General features: G+C 32.0%; 10 protein-coding genes. 1 reads left to right on the forward strand and 9 read right to left on the reverse strand.

What is annotated here, in order from left to right; translation table 11 throughout:
- Positions 1-319: 319 nt before the first annotated feature.
- The 9 genes from AQ1689_RS03225 to AQ1689_RS03265 all read right to left on the reverse strand — a co-directional run bounded on the left by AQ1689_RS03225 (position 320) and on the right by AQ1689_RS03265 (position 13,541).
- Entirely contained in the window at positions 320-2,803 is a 2,484-nt protein-coding gene (locus AQ1689_RS03225) for an FG-GAP-like repeat-containing protein (RefSeq protein ID WP_101955160.1), read from the reverse strand.
- Positions 2,804-4,474: 1,671 nt separating this feature from the next.
- On the reverse strand, positions 4,475-6,589 hold the full coding sequence (recQ, locus tag AQ1689_RS03230; protein WP_101955162.1) for a DNA helicase RecQ: 2,115 nt from the start codon (positions 6,587-6,589) through the stop codon (positions 4,475-4,477).
- Positions 6,590-6,811: 222 nt separating this feature from the next.
- Entirely contained in the window at positions 6,812-7,579 is a 768-nt protein-coding gene (gene trpA, locus AQ1689_RS03235) for a tryptophan synthase subunit alpha (RefSeq protein ID WP_101955163.1), read from the reverse strand.
- Positions 7,580-7,583: 4 nt separating this feature from the next.
- The gene (gene trpB / locus AQ1689_RS03240) at positions 7,584-8,762 is read right to left on the reverse strand and encodes a tryptophan synthase subunit beta (protein WP_101914640.1); all 1,179 of its coding nucleotides are present in this window, start codon (positions 8,760-8,762) and stop codon (positions 7,584-7,586) included.
- 29 nt (positions 8,763-8,791) lie between these two features.
- Positions 8,792-9,433, reverse strand: a complete 642-nt coding sequence (locus AQ1689_RS03245) for a phosphoribosylanthranilate isomerase (protein ID WP_232122527.1) — start codon at positions 9,431-9,433, stop codon at positions 8,792-8,794.
- Positions 9,434-9,456: 23 nt separating this feature from the next.
- Entirely contained in the window at positions 9,457-10,245 is a 789-nt protein-coding gene (gene trpC / locus AQ1689_RS03250; protein WP_101955165.1) for an indole-3-glycerol phosphate synthase TrpC, read from the reverse strand.
- Between the two features lie 123 nt (positions 10,246-10,368).
- Positions 10,369-11,358, reverse strand: a complete 990-nt coding sequence (gene trpD / locus AQ1689_RS03255; protein WP_101914637.1) for an anthranilate phosphoribosyltransferase — start codon at positions 11,356-11,358, stop codon at positions 10,369-10,371.
- Between the two features lie 14 nt (positions 11,359-11,372).
- Positions 11,373-11,951: an anthranilate synthase component II gene (locus AQ1689_RS03260; protein WP_101955166.1), complete on the reverse strand. Its 579-nt coding sequence runs from the start codon at positions 11,949-11,951 to the stop codon at positions 11,373-11,375.
- Between the two features lie 189 nt (positions 11,952-12,140).
- Entirely contained in the window at positions 12,141-13,541 is a 1,401-nt protein-coding gene (locus tag AQ1689_RS03265; RefSeq protein ID WP_101955167.1) for an anthranilate synthase component I family protein, read from the reverse strand.
- Between the two features lie 372 nt (positions 13,542-13,913).
- On the opposite strand from AQ1689_RS03265, the gene asnB reads away from it, so the two are divergent.
- Positions 13,914-15,578 (forward strand): asparagine synthase B, encoded by a 1,665-nt coding sequence (asnB, locus tag AQ1689_RS03270; protein WP_101955168.1) that lies wholly within the window; start codon positions 13,914-13,916, stop codon positions 15,576-15,578.
- The last annotated feature ends 108 nt before the right edge of the window (positions 15,579-15,686 follow it).

Raw genomic sequence — 15,686 nt, forward strand, 5'->3', positions numbered from 1 at the left:
AGTTTCTGCTGCTAATTCAGTTACTGCTGCGTCTACAATTAATTGTAATGCTGCTGCATCGGTAGGTGCAGGACTTGCTGCTGCTACTGCTGTTTGAATTGCTGCTATTTCAGCAACACTTAAACCTGTATTTGTAACTCCTGCGGCTGTTAATTCAGCTTCTGTTAAAGTTCCATTTCCTGCTGATGTTACTGCTGCTAATACTGCTGCAGTTTCTACTGCTAATTCAGTTACTGCTGCGTCTACAATTAATTGTAATGCTGCTGCATCGGTAGGTGCAGGACTTGCTGCTGCTACTGCTGTTTGAATTGCTGCTATTTCAGTTGCACTTAAACCTGTATTTGTAACTCCCAACGGCTGTTAAAGTTCCATTTCCTGCTGATGTTACTGCTGCTAATACTGCTGCAGTTTCAGTTACTGCTGCGTCTACAATTAATTGTAATGCTGCTGTATTAGTAGGTGCAGGACTTGCTGCTGCTACTGCTATTTGAATTGCTGCTATTTCAGCAACACTTAAACCTGTATTTGTAACTCCTGCTGTCGTTAATTCAGCTTCTGTTAAAGTTCCACTTCCTGATGATGTTACTACTGTTGCTACTGCTAAAACCTTATCTACAATTACTTGTATTTTTAATAAAGTATTTACATTTGCACCTTCTACTGCATCTATTGCTGCATTTACTTCTGCTAAATTTGCTGAAGTAACCCCTATAACACCTGCTGCTGTATAATTTGCTTCAGTTGGTACTGAATTTGTATTATTTTCTGCATAATCTTCAATAATTTTTATTGCTAAAACCTTATCTACAACTGCTTGTACTTCTGATAAAGTATCTACATCTATACCCTCTACTGCATCTATTGCTGCATTTATTTCTGCTAAATTTGCTGGAACAACTCCTATTACTCCTGCCGATATATAATTAGCTACAGTTGGTGCTATATTTGCATTATTTTCTGCATAATTTTCAATAATAACCAATACTTGAACTGCATCTATCATTGCTTGAACCTCTGCTAAAGTTGCAGGATTAGAAAATTCACTTGGATTTCCATCAATATAATTTTGGTATTTTTCTTCATTAGCTACAACTACATCAGTTATTCCTGGAATTGTACTTAATAAAGTTGTTATAATAACAGAATTTACTACATCAGGACTATCTGCTTCTTTTCCTATTTGACTAAAAGCATTGTTAGTACCTAATAAACCACAGGTTACTATTGTTGACAACCTACCTGTAGTACCTGTTCTAAATTCAGGAATAACAGTAGTATGAGCAATATCTTCAAAAGTACCATCAGCTTTACCTATATATACTGTAATACCATTTTTAGTATCACCAAGGTTGTCGTAAGTTGCTACAAAATCTGCAATACCATCACTTGTTACATCTTCAAAGAAAGACATCTCATTATTTCTACTATTTGCAAACCTACCTATTTCTCCTTGTGGTAAATTTATAATAGTAGTTATTATTGCAGTAGTAGAAAATGTACCTGTACCACTTCCTTTAAAATACAAAATTTGAGCTGTTCCGTTAAGAGCTTCAGCATGCATATAATCTAATACACCATCACCATCCATGTCAATTAACTGTGAATATCTATCTTCACCACTACCTACAGAATTAGATGAGCCTGAATCGTATAAGACTCCGTTATAATCTGCTGTAGAATTAAACCCACCATCACCTATTCCGAAATATACTTGTATCTTTAAATTAGAAGTACTTACTAAATCGGCAATGCCATCATTATTTACATCTCCTATAAAATGATCTTCTCCACCGTCTACACCCGAAGTATTACCTGTATTATTATCCGTTATAGTTGAACTTATTTTAGAAAGATTAAAAGTACCATCTCCGTTTCCTAAAAAGGTATGTACTTGATTGTTGTTACCTGAAAATATATAATCAATTTTTTTATCATTATTGGTATCTGCCATCCAGCCTTGTTCTGCGTTTGATAAACCTGTAAAAGTACCACTTCCAACTGACTCCATACTCACAGTAGTCTTAGGTGATTGGTCAAAAGTATTATCTCTATTATTCAACCATACATAAATACTATTATTATTTTCAGTTACAGAAACAATATCTTTATAGCCATCACCATCTGCATCTTTAAAAAAGGTTTGTGAATACCCATCGTCTCCAAACATTTCTGTACCTTCATTATTACGAATAGTAAAAGTGTTTGGTACAATTTTAGTCGGAGAAAAAGTACCGTCATTGTTAGAAACCCAAGCAGCAACCTCAATATTCTTAGGAGTACCTAAGAATACATCATCACCATCATTTCCTACAAAAAATGCTGCAGGAGTTACGCTTGTTGGCACTATTACAGGTGGTAAGGCTAAAGATTCAATATTCGTTGCAGATTTTGCTGCTACTTGATTTAAATCTCTTGAATTACGTTTAACGCCAATAATATTCTTATCGTAACCTGAGTGTTTTGACGCACCCCACATAATAGCATTACCGTCTGAAGTTACATAAGTATTTGCAACTGTTTCATCCATTGATATTCCGTATTTAAAATATAAAGAATTAGGATTTCCTTTTTTAATCGCTGTAGCACCAAAAGAAGCATTAGCATCTAATCGAAAAATTGAAAGTTCTGATGATAAATCAATAGTGGTTTCGTTTACCCCTGTTTCAGTATCATTGGTATTGATCACCTTAGTCGGTAACCTCATTATAGAAGTGGCTCCTACCACTCCCGCGAATAATGATTGCCCCCCTAAAAAGAGCGTAACCACAAATGTTCGTGTATATAAAAATAATTGTTTTTTCATAATGTTATAAATTTAAACCTATAGACATAGTTTTAAGTATTTTGATAAAAAAAATGTTATTTAATAATTAATTAAATTATGTTGTCTTAATAGACAAAAGAGTACTTAGTATCTTATACTATTGTAGCTCTAAAACATTGAATTATTTTCTTAAACAATTCAATGTCTATTTTTTGAAACATGCAAAACGGGGTTTTTCTCATACTTTTATTTATTTATTTATTAAGATGAATGAATTGGTATACTTATTGGTTTATATTATCTGGTTGTTCATTTTCAATTTAGTTTTAAGAAACAATAGAATGTATTTCTCACAAAAGCTTCATTTCTTAAAACAAGAAAAAACCAAATAAATAACGACAGTTCCCTTGCTAGTTAAAAAACTAAGTAAAGAAACAATTAGCTAAGTAAATTAGTTAATCTTGGTCTATATAAAACGTAAAAAGAAGATGACAAACACCAAAAACTACGGCGTTATTATTATTTTTTTAAACAAAAAAAAGTCATAAACACCAAAGAATAACTACAAGTAAGCTTCTTTCGAAAATAGTTACTCATTGTTATTGGTAATTTAAAACCTTTATTAACCTCAGTAATAACTACTGAAACCATCCTGTTAATTTGGTGAAGAAAAATATTATTAGTACATTGCGTAGAATTTGCTATTAAAATAGCATTTTGTCTTTTCATAAAAGCACAATAGCTTCTTATGAATTTAAAAGGAAGTACTATTTTTAGAAAAATAATACGAAGATATTTAAACATAATGATTGATTTTTTTAAATTAATTATTACCCAACCCTGCTCTTGTGTGCTCGCCAAAGTTTTACAATTGCAGGGTTTTATTTACTAATTTTAGTATTCAAATATTTTTCATTTTAAAGAAGTGTGTTATATCGTTGTGGTAAACAAGTAATTCCTACTAAAACAGTAGGCTTTTTTTTCCAAAAAAAGAAGTACTTAAAACAGACAACTTTATACAGTTATATGTATATATCATAATCAGGGGGGGTTAAATTAACAACATAATCTTGTACATAACAAGAACTAATTTATTATAATTTCTACAGCGGTAACTTACACCTACTGGGGAGTATTTTTAGTTTATGAGTGAAGGTATTTATCATATTTAACTTTTTTTAACTTTTTCTTAGTGCAATATAATAAAACATAATTTTCTTAATTTAAATTTGCTTATGAAAATTAAATTTAGTCAGTGTTTTTAAGGGTTTGTCCCTATTTATTTTTTTTTTAATTTTACTATTTTTTTAATTAAAAAATGAAATTAAAAAAAATTTCACAACACTAAAACACGTCAAAAAAAGCATAAAACACGTTCGGTCAATTTATTTAAACAACTCTAAACACTATTTTAATTATTTGAAAAACAATTAATTAACATAAAATTAACCATTACTTGTTTTCATTTTAAATTTTAAGATCCTGTTTAAATTTTATTTTAAAAAAAACTGTAACATAAAAAAAGCAATAGAATTAGTTAACGAAATTTTAGTTCAATTTCGCATCCTGATTTACCCTTTCTTTTGCATGCGATACTGAAATAAATTCAGCATGACGTTTACATAAAAAATTATCGAACTGACAGTTTATTTAATTTTTAAACAAACTCTTATGTAATTCCTTTTTTTATGATAAACATTCTAAAAACACCTACCCATTTTTTTGCAAAATACTAAGCCCAATTCGTATTTGTTCATACGGAACTTTTTCGCCTAAAAATTCAAAATAAGGTTTTAAAGTTTGTTCATTTTTTAAAACTTTTTTGGCATTTGCTATTAACTTTACAGTATCGGCAGTTATAAATTTTTGCAAATCAATCTCTTTTCCTTCCAAATATAATTTTGATAAATGAGAAAATATTGTTTGGGCTTTTAGGTTTCTTTTTTCTGCTATTTCATCAATTGTAAAACCTTCTTTGTATAATTTATAGGTTTCTAAAGTCGTATCTTTTTTACCTTGTTTTTTATCTTTTATAAATTTTTTAATTTCGTCCATAAACTCACCTCCGTACACTTCTAATTTTCTGTTTCCAACACCACTAATGGCTAAAAATGCCGAATCTGTTTGCGGACGTTCGTTTTCTAAGGCTCGTAATGTAGCATCACTAAAAACTAAGTATGCAGGAATATCTTCTTCTTTTGAAATGCGATAACGCAATTTTTTTAACGCTTCAAACAAGCTGCCTGTAGCTGTTTTTGCAGTTGATTTTTTACCTTTTACTCCTGGTGTTTTTTCCTCTTTCTTAAATTCGACAGGCGTTGTTAATTGCACTTTTTGACCATCAAAAAGTACTTTTTTTGAAAATTCTGTTAACTGTAAGCTATTCTTTAAGTGAAAAGCAATTCGGCAATATCCTTGATTTATCAACTGAATAATATAATGTTGCCAATGTTGCCACGAAATATCATTTCCGATGCCGTAAGTTTTTAAAGTTTGATAATTCTTATCAAAAACATTGGCGTTTTTTGCGCCTCTAAGCACGTCAATTACAGTTCCCATTCCTTCTTTTTCTCGCAATCTATAAATTGCCGAAAGCGCTTTTTGAGCGATAATAGTTCCATCAAAAAACTGAACTGGATTTTTACAAACATCACAATTTCCACAATTTTTCTCGATTAATTCACCAAAATAACTCAGTAAAATTTTTCGTCGGCAAACCGTTGCTTCCGAAAACTGTTTCATGCGGTCTAATTTTGCCGTTTCCACTTCCTGATTGCTACTATTTGCAATAAATTGACGCAGCTGAATTACATCGGCATAACTATGAAAAAGCAAGGCTTGAGCAGGCAAACCATCTCTTCCTGCACGTCCTATTTCTTGATAATATCCTTCAATATTTTTGGGCATATTATAATGAATTACCCAACGCACATTCGATTTGTCAATTCCCATTCCAAAGGCGACCGTTGCACAAATAATTTGGACTTCATCTTTAATAAAATCTTCCTGATTTTTTGCACGTTCTTCAAAAGTTAAACCTGCATGATACGCTTTTGCATTGATATTATTTATCTTTAATTTACTAGCCAATTGCTCTGTAGCCTTTCTGCTTAAACAATAAATAATCCCCGAATCGTTGGGTTTTTGCTTGATAAATTTAAGTATTTTCTGCACCCTATCATTTGCCGGGCGCACCTCTAAACTGATATTTTCTCGATTAAAAGAACTCACATATTTAGTCGCATTTGGCACTGATAATTGCGTTAAAATATCTTCCTGAGTCGCTTTATCAGCAGTTGCCGTTAGGGCGATAATTGGTGTATTTGGCAAGGTTTTTTTCAAGAAAGATAACTGCTTATAAGACGGTCTAAAATCGTGTCCCCAAGAAGAAATACAATGCGCTTCATCAATAGCAATGCAACTTATATATTTTTCATTTAATACATTTTGAAGCAATGACAAACTCTCTGGAGCTACATAAACAAGCTTTACTTTTTTGTTAATAATAGCATCAAAAACCGCTTCTTGCTCCTCCGATGATTGACTACTATTATAATAAGTTGCCGTAATTCCATTAGCTTTTAGGCTATCAACCTGGTCTTTCATTAACGCAATTAAGGGCGAAATAACCAAGGTAATTCCATCAAAAAATAAGGATGGTAACTGAAAACAAATAGATTTCCCACCTCCTGTTGGCATAATTACCAGCGTATCTTTTTTAGCTAAAACATTTTCAATAATTGTTTTTTGCTCTAATCGAAAACTGTCATATCCAAAATTTTCTTTTAATTTTACGAGTAAGTCTTGTTCTGTTAGCTGTATCATTTTACAAAAATAATCATAAAAAAAAACGTAGAAATTAAATTCTACGTTTCTTTTAACTGGTTATTTAAAATATTTTGAAGCTATTTCCCGCTTTCCGCACTCGCTTTTTTTATTTTTTAAAAAGAAAAATAAAACAGCCCTCAAACAATTGCTTCAATCGGGGCTAAACATTTTTACAATAGTATTTGCAAAGTATTAAAACAGATTGCATCTTTATAAAAATTAAGCATTAATAACAGTACTAACAAAATTAGAAATACCTGCAACACCATTTTTATCTAAATCTTTAATAAAAGCAGAACCAATTATTGCTCCATCGGCGTGTTTACAAGCAGTTGTAAATGTTTTGTTATCAGAAATACCAAAACCAACCACTAATTTACTTTTTAAATTCATTGCTTCAATTCGCTTAAAGTAATCAATTTGCTCGGTTGATATTTCTCCTTTTGCTCCTGTAATAGATGCCGAAGCAACTACATAAATAAACGCATCTGTAAGTGCATCAATTTTTCGAATACGTTCTTCCGATGTGTGTGGTGTAATTAAAAACACGTTAGTAATTCCGTATTTTTCGAATAATGCTTTATAATGATTTTCATATTCAATCATTGGTAAATCAGGAAAAATAACAGTTTTCATACCGCAATCTTGTACTGCTTGACAAAATTTATCTTCGCCATATTTAATAAGCTGATTCAAATATCCCATTAAAACTAATGGCGTTTTATTGGTATCTTTAACTGATTTTAGTTGCTCAAAAACAACATCTAAATTCATTCCATTTTGCAAAGCTCTATGACTACTATCTTGTATCGTAGTACCATCGGCTAAAGGATCTGAATAAGGTAAACCAACTTCTATAAAATCGACACCATTTTCACTTAAATCGTGTATAATTTTGGTGGTATCATCTAACTTCGGAAAACCTGCTGTAAAAAATATAGAAAGTAAATTCTTCTTTTCTTGAAATATTTCTTTTAATAATTTCATGGCTTTATTCTTTTAAATGCTTCATATACGTTTCTAAATCTTTATCTCCTCTTCCAGATAAATTTACGACAACTACTTGGTCTTTTTTCAAATCCATTTTAGGTAAAACTGCCAAAGCGTGCGCGCTTTCTAAAGCAGGAATAATTCCTTCTAATTTGGTTAATTCAAAAGCAGCTGCTAAAGCTTCATCATCTGTTGCATTCAAAAATTCGGCACGCTTAGTTTCATGTAAAAACGCATGTAACGGACCTACTCCTGGATAATCTAATCCTGCAGAAATAGAATATGGCTCTGTAATTTGTCCGTATTGATCTTGCATTAAAATAGTTTTACTTCCGTGAATTACACCAACCTGCCCTAATTGAGACGTTGCTGCACTTTCACCAGAATCAACTCCTAAACCACCAGCTTCTACTGCTACTAAACCAACTTCTTCATCTTCTAAATAATGATAAAAAGCACCCGCAGCATTACTACCACCTCCAACACAAGCAATAATTGTATCAGGGTTTTCTTTTCCTGTTTTTTCTTTTAGTTGCCATTTCATTTCTTCTGAAATAATAGCTTGTAAACGTGCTACCATATCAGGATACGGAGCAGGACCAACCACAGAACCAATTAAATAGTAACTATCTGGATGCTGAATCCAATAACGAATTGCTTCGTTTGTAGCATCTTTTAAGGTTTTACTTCCACTTAATGCAGGCACAACTTTAGCTCCTAACATTTTCATTCTCGCAACATTGGGCGCTTGCCTTGCAATGTCTTTTTCACCCATAAAAACAATACACTCTAAACCCATTAAAGCACAAACTGTAGCCGTTGCAACACCATGTTGCCCTGCTCCTGTTTCGGCTATAATTTTTGTTTTCCCTAGCTTTTTAGCTATTAAAATCTGCCCAACAGTATTGTTTACTTTATGTGCTCCTGTATGATTTAAATCTTCCCGTTTTAAATAAATAGTAGCGCCATATTTTTCTGATAATCTTTCTGCCAAATACAACGGAGTAGGACGTCCAACATAGTCTTTTAACAATGCTTTGTATTGTTCTTGAAACTCTTTAGATTCGATAATTTTAATATAATTATCTTCTAATTCTTGTACGTTTGGATGTAATAATTCAGGAATAAATGCACCACCGAATTGCCCGTAATATCCTTCTTTAGTTGGTTGATATTTCATTTTTTATCTATTTAGTATTCCTCACGGGTTTAAAAAACATTGAGGTCTTTTTTAAATTTTGTTATATCTTTTACTGATTTTAAACCAGCTTCAATTTCAAATTTACTATTTACATCTAAAGCATAAATAGGTAAATTCAATGCTCGTAATTTTTTAATTTCTGATACTTCTTCTAACCCAATTCCTCCACTTAAAAAAAATGGTTTTGTTAAATTATATTTTTGAAGTACAGACCAATCAAAAGTAATTCCATTTCCGCCACGTTCTTTTCCTTTAGTATCGAACAAAAAGAAATCAACTAAGGCTTCGTAGGGTTTTAAAACTTCAAAATCGAAACTATCTTTAATACCAAAAACTTTTACAATTTCGGGTGTTTTATATTTTAAATGCGGCTTTTTATCAGCAATACTTTCGGTAAATATCGTTTTTAATTTCGCAATATATGCTGGAGATTCATCGCCATGTAATTGCAGCATATTTAAACCGTATTCTTCCGTTAATGAAACTACAATTTCAGGAATTTCATTCACAAAAACACCTGCTTTTTTTATCTCCTTAGGTAAATCGGGAATAATTCCTTCAAAATTTCTTGTTGATTTTTCGTAAAAAATAAATCCTAAATAATCAGGCTGCAATGCGGCAACTTCTTGGATATTTTGTACGTATTTCATTCCACAAACTTTCAGTTTCATACTTATCGTATTTGTGCTATAAATTCTTTACAAGCTTCTCCAGGATTGGCTGTTTTCATAAAATTTTCACCAATTAAAAACCCTTGAAAACCATGTTCTTTTAAGCCTGTAATAACTCTTGGGTCTGAAATTCCGCTTTCTGAAACTTTAATTGCCGTATCAGGAATTTGCCCAGCCAAATTGATAGAATGCTCTAAATCAACTTCAAAAGTTTTCAAATTACGGTTATTAATACCAATAATTTTATTGTCTAAATCATTAATTTTATCTAAATCTTCTTTGGTATGCACTTCGTATAAAACCTCCAAACCTAAATCGTTGGCTAATTGTCCGTAATTTTTAAGTTCTTGTTTTGTTAAACAAGCTGCTATTAACAATACAACATCTGCCCCAATTGCTTTGGCTTCTACAATTTGAAAACCATCAACAATAAAATCTTTTCTTAAAATTGGAACTTGCTGATTTACGGTTCTTGCTTGTAGTAAATCGGCCATGGTTCCGCCGAAAAAATTGGTGTCGGTTAAAATAGATTGTGCGGCAACATTGGCATCTAAATATCCTTTTGTTACCTCAATAATTGTTGCTTTGTCGTTAATAATTCCTTTGGATGGTGATTTGCGTTTAAATTCGGCAATAATTCCTGTTGAACCAACTTTTAATAAGGACTTTTTTAATGAAAAAGGGGCATTTTTAAAATTGGGACTTTTCACCAATTTACTTACAGGTACTTCCGCTTTTATTTTGGCGATTTCTGTTTTCTTAAAGGCTATTATGTTATCTAAAATTGTCATATAATTAATTATGAATTCAAAATTATGAATTACGATTTAGTGTTTCTAATGTTTTTTTGAATACTTCCGATAATCTTTACTATTTCTTCAATATCCTTTAATAATGATGCTGATTATTTATTGCTAGTTCGTAATTATCTTTTTTAAACACGCTTTTGCTTTCAATCCTAATAACGAATCTTTTGCTTGGCTGTAAGCCTCTTCAAAACTCTTATTTTCATCAACAATTTTTAAAGCAAATGCAGCATTTGTTAACACAACACTATTTTGTGCTTCCGTACCGTTTCCTTCAATAATATTTTTGAATATTTTAGCCGCATCAGCAACCGATTGTCCTCCAAAAACATCTGATTGTTGCAATCTTTTTTGCCCTAAATCTTCTGGATTTATTAATTGTTCTCCATTTTTAGTGAATAACTTAAATCCGCTTGTTAATGAAATTTCATCGTAGCCATCAAGTGCATGTACAATTCCGTAATTTGTATTTTCTTCTTGCAAAATATAATTATACAAACGGGCAACTTCTAAATTAAACGTTCCTAATAATTGATTTTTTGGCGAACTCGGGTTTACCAAAGGACCTAAAATATTGAAAAACGTTTTTAACGCTAATTCTTTTCTTGTTGCACTCACCGCTTTCATTGCTGGATGAAATTTTGGTGCGTGTAAAAAACAGATATTTGCTTTTTCTAAATGCGATTTTAAAGTAGCTTCATCGTTGGTAAATTGATAGCCAAAACTTTCTAACATATCCGAAGAACCCGATTTTGAAGACACCGAATAATTACCATGTTTTGCTACTTTTTGCCCTGTTCCTGCCACGACAAAAGAAGTCATTGTTGATATATTAAACGTATCTTTTCCATCGCCACCAGTTCCGACAATATCAATGGTATTATAGTCTGAAAAATCTACTTTTATAGCCAATTCTATTAAGGCATTTCTAAAACCTGCAAGTTCATCAACAGAAATCGGGCGCATCATAAAAACAGTCATAAATGATGCTAAATGTGCTTCGTTAAACTTTCCTGAAGCAATATCGATTAAAACCTGTTTTGCTTGTTGTTTGGTTAATTTTTTATGCTGATATAAATCGTTTAATAATTGTTTCATAGCTTAAAAGATTGTTATTTTTTGATAGTATCTAAAAAATTTCTAACAAGTTGCTCCCCAACATCAGTTAATATTGATTCTGGGTGAAATTGCACTGCTGATATATTAAATCCCTTATGCTCAATTGCTTGAATTCCTCCTTGCTCATCTTTTGCGGTAATGGTTAATTGGGCTGGGAAATTATCGTGAGAAGCCGTCCAAGAATGGTATCTTGCAGCTAGGAATTTTTGTGGAATATCTTTAAAAATAACGGCATCTTTTTTGATGATTTCCATTTCGGTAGCAACTCCATGAAATACTTCGCCCATGTTTTCAATAGCTCCACCAAAAACTTCGGTAATTGCTTGTAATCCTAAACAAACACCGAAAATAGGTTTTTTACCCGCGTATTGTTTTATAACCTCTTTTAAAATCCCTGCTTCTTCTGGTATTCCTGGTCCTGGGGATAAAAAAATAACATCATAGCGGTCAATTTCTGCTATTGAAATTTCGTCGTTTCTATATACGTCTGGCAAATTACCCGTAATATCTTCTACCATGTGTACCAAATTATAGGTAAACGAATCGTAGTTATCTAGTATTAATATTTTCATCTTTTTCTAATTGTAATTGCCTAATAAATGTTGTTGTTTATAAGTCAATTTGTTTGTTTATTTTTTTAAGATATTAATGAATAATCTAAATAATATCTTAAAACTCAATTTTGCGTTAGGGATTGCAACGGCATCCTTTTTATTTTTTTTCAAAATAAAAAGATATAGTGGAAAGCCCGCTCGAACGCCCTAAATATTCTCTGCTAAAATCAAGGCTTTTTTCAAGGCCGCCAATTTATTATTTACCTCTTGCAATTCTTTTTCTTCATCAGAATGAATTACAATTCCCGCGCCTGCCTGATAATACAACACGTTGTTTTTACTAACAAATGAACGAATAGCAATCGCCAAATTTACAGAACCGTCTAAACCGATAATTCCGACTGCGCCTCCATAAAAACCACGAGATTGGTTTTCATAGGTGTCGATTAACTGCATCGCCTTGTATTTTGGAGCACCGCTTAAAGTTCCTGCCGGGAAAGTGTCGCCAACTATTTCAATCGGATCGCCTTTAATTTCGCCTCTTACCGTAGAAACCAAATGAATTACATGACTGAAATATTGCACTTCTTTAAACACCTCAACCTTTACATTATTGGCGTGTTTACTTAAATCGTTTCGTGCTAAATCAACTAGCATTACGTGTTCGGCAGTTTCTTTTTTATCTTCGGATAATTTTTTTCCAAGCTTAATATCTTCCGCCATATCACCAGTTCTTCGAAAAGTTCCTGCAATTGGATTGATAATGGCTTTTCCTTCGCTAATTTTAATTTGTGCTTCGGGCGATGATCCCATTAATTTAAACGAACCGTAATCGAAATAAAATAAATATGGCGACGGGTTTATAGAACGCAATGCTCTATATACATTAAATTCATCTCCTTTAAATTTTTGCTGAAATTGACGTGATAAAACCAATTGAAAAACATCGCCTCGTTTACAATGAGCTTTTGCTTTTACAACATATTGCTTAAAATCTTCGTTGGTACAATTGGAAGTTTCTTCGCCTGTTATTTCAAATTTTTGGGTGTTGAAAGTTTGGGCTTCAATAATAGTTTCTATTTCTGAAATTCTTGACGCACCTCCTACTTCTACGTTTTCAAGTATCGTCATTTCATCATTAAAATGATTGATAGCGATAATAAATCGGTAAAAACTATACTGCATTAAAGGAATTTTTGACGGCGCATCTTGTACGTTTAATGCGATGTTTTCAAAATATTGAACGCTGTCGTAGGTTGAATATCCGTATAATCCATTAAATGATTTTAAGGCGGGATCGCAGTCTAAATTGATTGATTTTGAGAAATCATTAAACAGACTGTAAAAATTAGTATCCTTTTTATCTATCTTATTTTTTTCAATAACATTTCCTTGTTTTGAAACAATAAAATCATGATTTTCTACTTTCATTGTTAGCAGCGGATCAATAGCAATAAAAGAAAAACTTTCTTCTTTACTATGATAATCGGAACTTTCTAGCAATAAAGTATTGGCATATTTATCTCTAAAACGCAAATACAAACCCACGGGTGTAACGGTGTCTGCAATTCGTTTTTTACTGACTGTTTTGAATGTCGTTTTATTCATTTTAATTTTATTGTTAAAAACAAAAAAGGCTTATCGTGAGATAAGCCTTTTCTTTATATAATATAACATATAGGTTTCCGCTCACTTATTTTCTAAGAGAGTTCCACCACCATATGTTGTTTTGTTTCATCATTATGAGACAAATATATGAAAGTTATTTTAATAATTTATTTTCTTCTTTTAAATTTTTAGTAATTTATTATCAAACAACATTAGAACTGCTTAAAAGTAACTTTTAAACTTTCATTTAATAATAAAAAAACAATTTAAAGTTATAATATGTAACTAAAAAACATATTCTTATTTATAAAAACAAACATATATCCAATATTTGCAACATAATTAGAACAAGAAAATTTAAAATATAAGATTATGTGTGGAATTGTATGTGCGTTTGATTTAAAGCAACCTTCGGATAGTTTACGACCTCAAGTTTTAGAAATGGCTAAAAAAATTAGACATCGTGGACCAGATTGGAGTGGTGTTTATAGCGATGATAAAGTTATTATGGCACACGAAAGATTGGCAATTGTAGACCCTGCTTCAGGACAACAGCCTTTATTTAGTGCCGATAAAAAACTAATTTTAGCAGCAAACGGCGAAATATACAACCACAGAGAATTAGCGAAAAACCTTAAAAATCCTTATGAATTTCAAACAGCTTCTGACTGTGAAGTAATTTTAGCGCTTTACAAAGAAAAAGGGATAGATTTTGTAGATGATTTAAACGGTATTTTCGGTTTCGCTTTATATGATGTTGAAAAAGATGAGTACTTTGTTGCTCGTGACCACATGGGAATTATTCCTTTATATATTGGTTGGGATCAGAACGGAACTTTTTATGTTGCTTCTGAATTAAAAGCCTTAGAAGGTACGTGTTCTAAAATCGAATTATTTCCTCCAGGACATTATATGTCTAGCAAAGATGGAAAATTCGTGCAATGGTACAAAAGAGATTGGGAAGATTATCAAGCAGTAAAAGACAACGAAACGAGTATTGCAGAAGTAAAAGAAGCTTTAGAAGCAGCAGTTCACAGACAATTAATGAGCGATGTTCCTTACGGTGTTTTACTTTCTGGAGGATTAGATTCTTCAGTAATATCGGCAATTTCGAAGAAATATTCACAAAAAAGAATTGAATCTGATGATACCTCAGCAGCTTGGTATCCGCAGTTACATTCTTTTTCTGTCGGATTAGAAGGTTCGCCCGATTTGGCTGCCGCTCAAAAAGTAGCCGACCATATTGGAACGGTTCATCATGAGATAAAATTTACCATTCAAGAAGGTTTAGATGCTATTAAAGATGTAATTTACAACATCGAAACCTACGATATTACCACAATTCGTTCTTCTACGCCAATGTATTTAATGGCACGTGTTATTAAGTCGATGGGTGTTAAAATGGTATTATCTGGTGAAGGTGCTGATGAAATTTTCGGAGGATATTTATATTTTCACAAAGCGCCAAACGCCGAAGAATTCCATGAAGAAACAGTTCGTAAATTAGATAAATTACATATGTACGATTGTTTAAGAGCCAACAAAAGTTTAATGGCTTGGGGAATTGAAGGACGTGTACCATTTTTAGACAAAGAATTTATGGACGTGGCAATGCGCATCAACCCACAAGACAAAATGATTAACGGACAGCGTATGGAAAAATGGGTTATTCGTAAAGCTTTTGAAGATATGTTACCTGAAAGCGTTGCTTGGAGACAAAAAGAACAATTTTCTGATGGCGTTGGTTATGATTGGATCGATACTTTAAAAGAAGTTGTTGATAAAGAAGTTACCGATGAACAATTGGCAAATGCTAAATTCAGATTTCCAATTCAAACACCAACTAACAAAGAAGAGTTTTATTATAGAAGTATTTTTGAAGAGCACTTCCCTAGTGATACCGCTGCATTAAGTGTTCCGCAAGAAGCAAGTGTAGCCTGTAGTACCGCTATTGCTTTAGAATGGGATGAAGCATTTAAAAACATGAACGAACCTTCTGGTAGAGCAATTATGAGTGTTCATGATGATGCTTATTAAAGATAGATTTAGAATCTATGTTCAAATAAAAACACTTTTGCTTAATTAAAAAATAGCGCACAAGTATTAAAAAAATTAAAAGCTCAAGTCAAAAAATACTTGGGCTTT

This window comes from Tenacibaculum finnmarkense, assembly GCF_900239185.1.
Classification (GTDB): Bacteria; Bacteroidota; Bacteroidia; order Flavobacteriales; family Flavobacteriaceae; genus Polaribacter; species Polaribacter finnmarkensis.

What these genes read in the sequence shown, in the direction of transcription:
- recQ (WP_101955162.1), bottom strand. Translation starts at nt 6,589, where the DNA reads ATGATACAGCTAACAGAACAAGACTTACTCGTAAAATTAAAAGAAAAT.
- AQ1689_RS03265 (WP_101955167.1), bottom strand. Translation starts at nt 13,541, where the DNA reads ATGAATAAAACGACATTCAAAACAGTCAGTAAAAAACGAATTGCAGAC.
- trpA (WP_101955163.1), bottom strand. Translation starts at nt 7,579, where the DNA reads ATGAAATTATTAAAAGAAATATTTCAAGAAAAGAAGAATTTACTTTCT.
- AQ1689_RS03245 (WP_232122527.1), bottom strand. Translation starts at nt 9,433, where the DNA reads ATGAAATACGTACAAAATATCCAAGAAGTTGCCGCATTGCAGCCTGAT.
- asnB (WP_101955168.1), top strand. Translation starts at nt 13,914, where the DNA reads ATGTGTGGAATTGTATGTGCGTTTGATTTAAAGCAACCTTCGGATAGT.
- trpD (WP_101914637.1), bottom strand. Translation starts at nt 11,358, where the DNA reads ATGAAACAATTATTAAACGATTTATATCAGCATAAAAAATTAACCAAA.
- trpB (WP_101914640.1), bottom strand. Translation starts at nt 8,762, where the DNA reads ATGAAATATCAACCAACTAAAGAAGGATATTACGGGCAATTCGGTGGT.
- trpC (WP_101955165.1), bottom strand. Translation starts at nt 10,245, where the DNA reads ATGACAATTTTAGATAACATAATAGCCTTTAAGAAAACAGAAATCGCC.
- AQ1689_RS03260 (WP_101955166.1), bottom strand. Translation starts at nt 11,951, where the DNA reads ATGAAAATATTAATACTAGATAACTACGATTCGTTTACCTATAATTTG.
- AQ1689_RS03225 (WP_101955160.1), bottom strand. Translation starts at nt 2,803, where the DNA reads ATGAAAAAACAATTATTTTTATATACACGAACATTTGTGGTTACGCTC.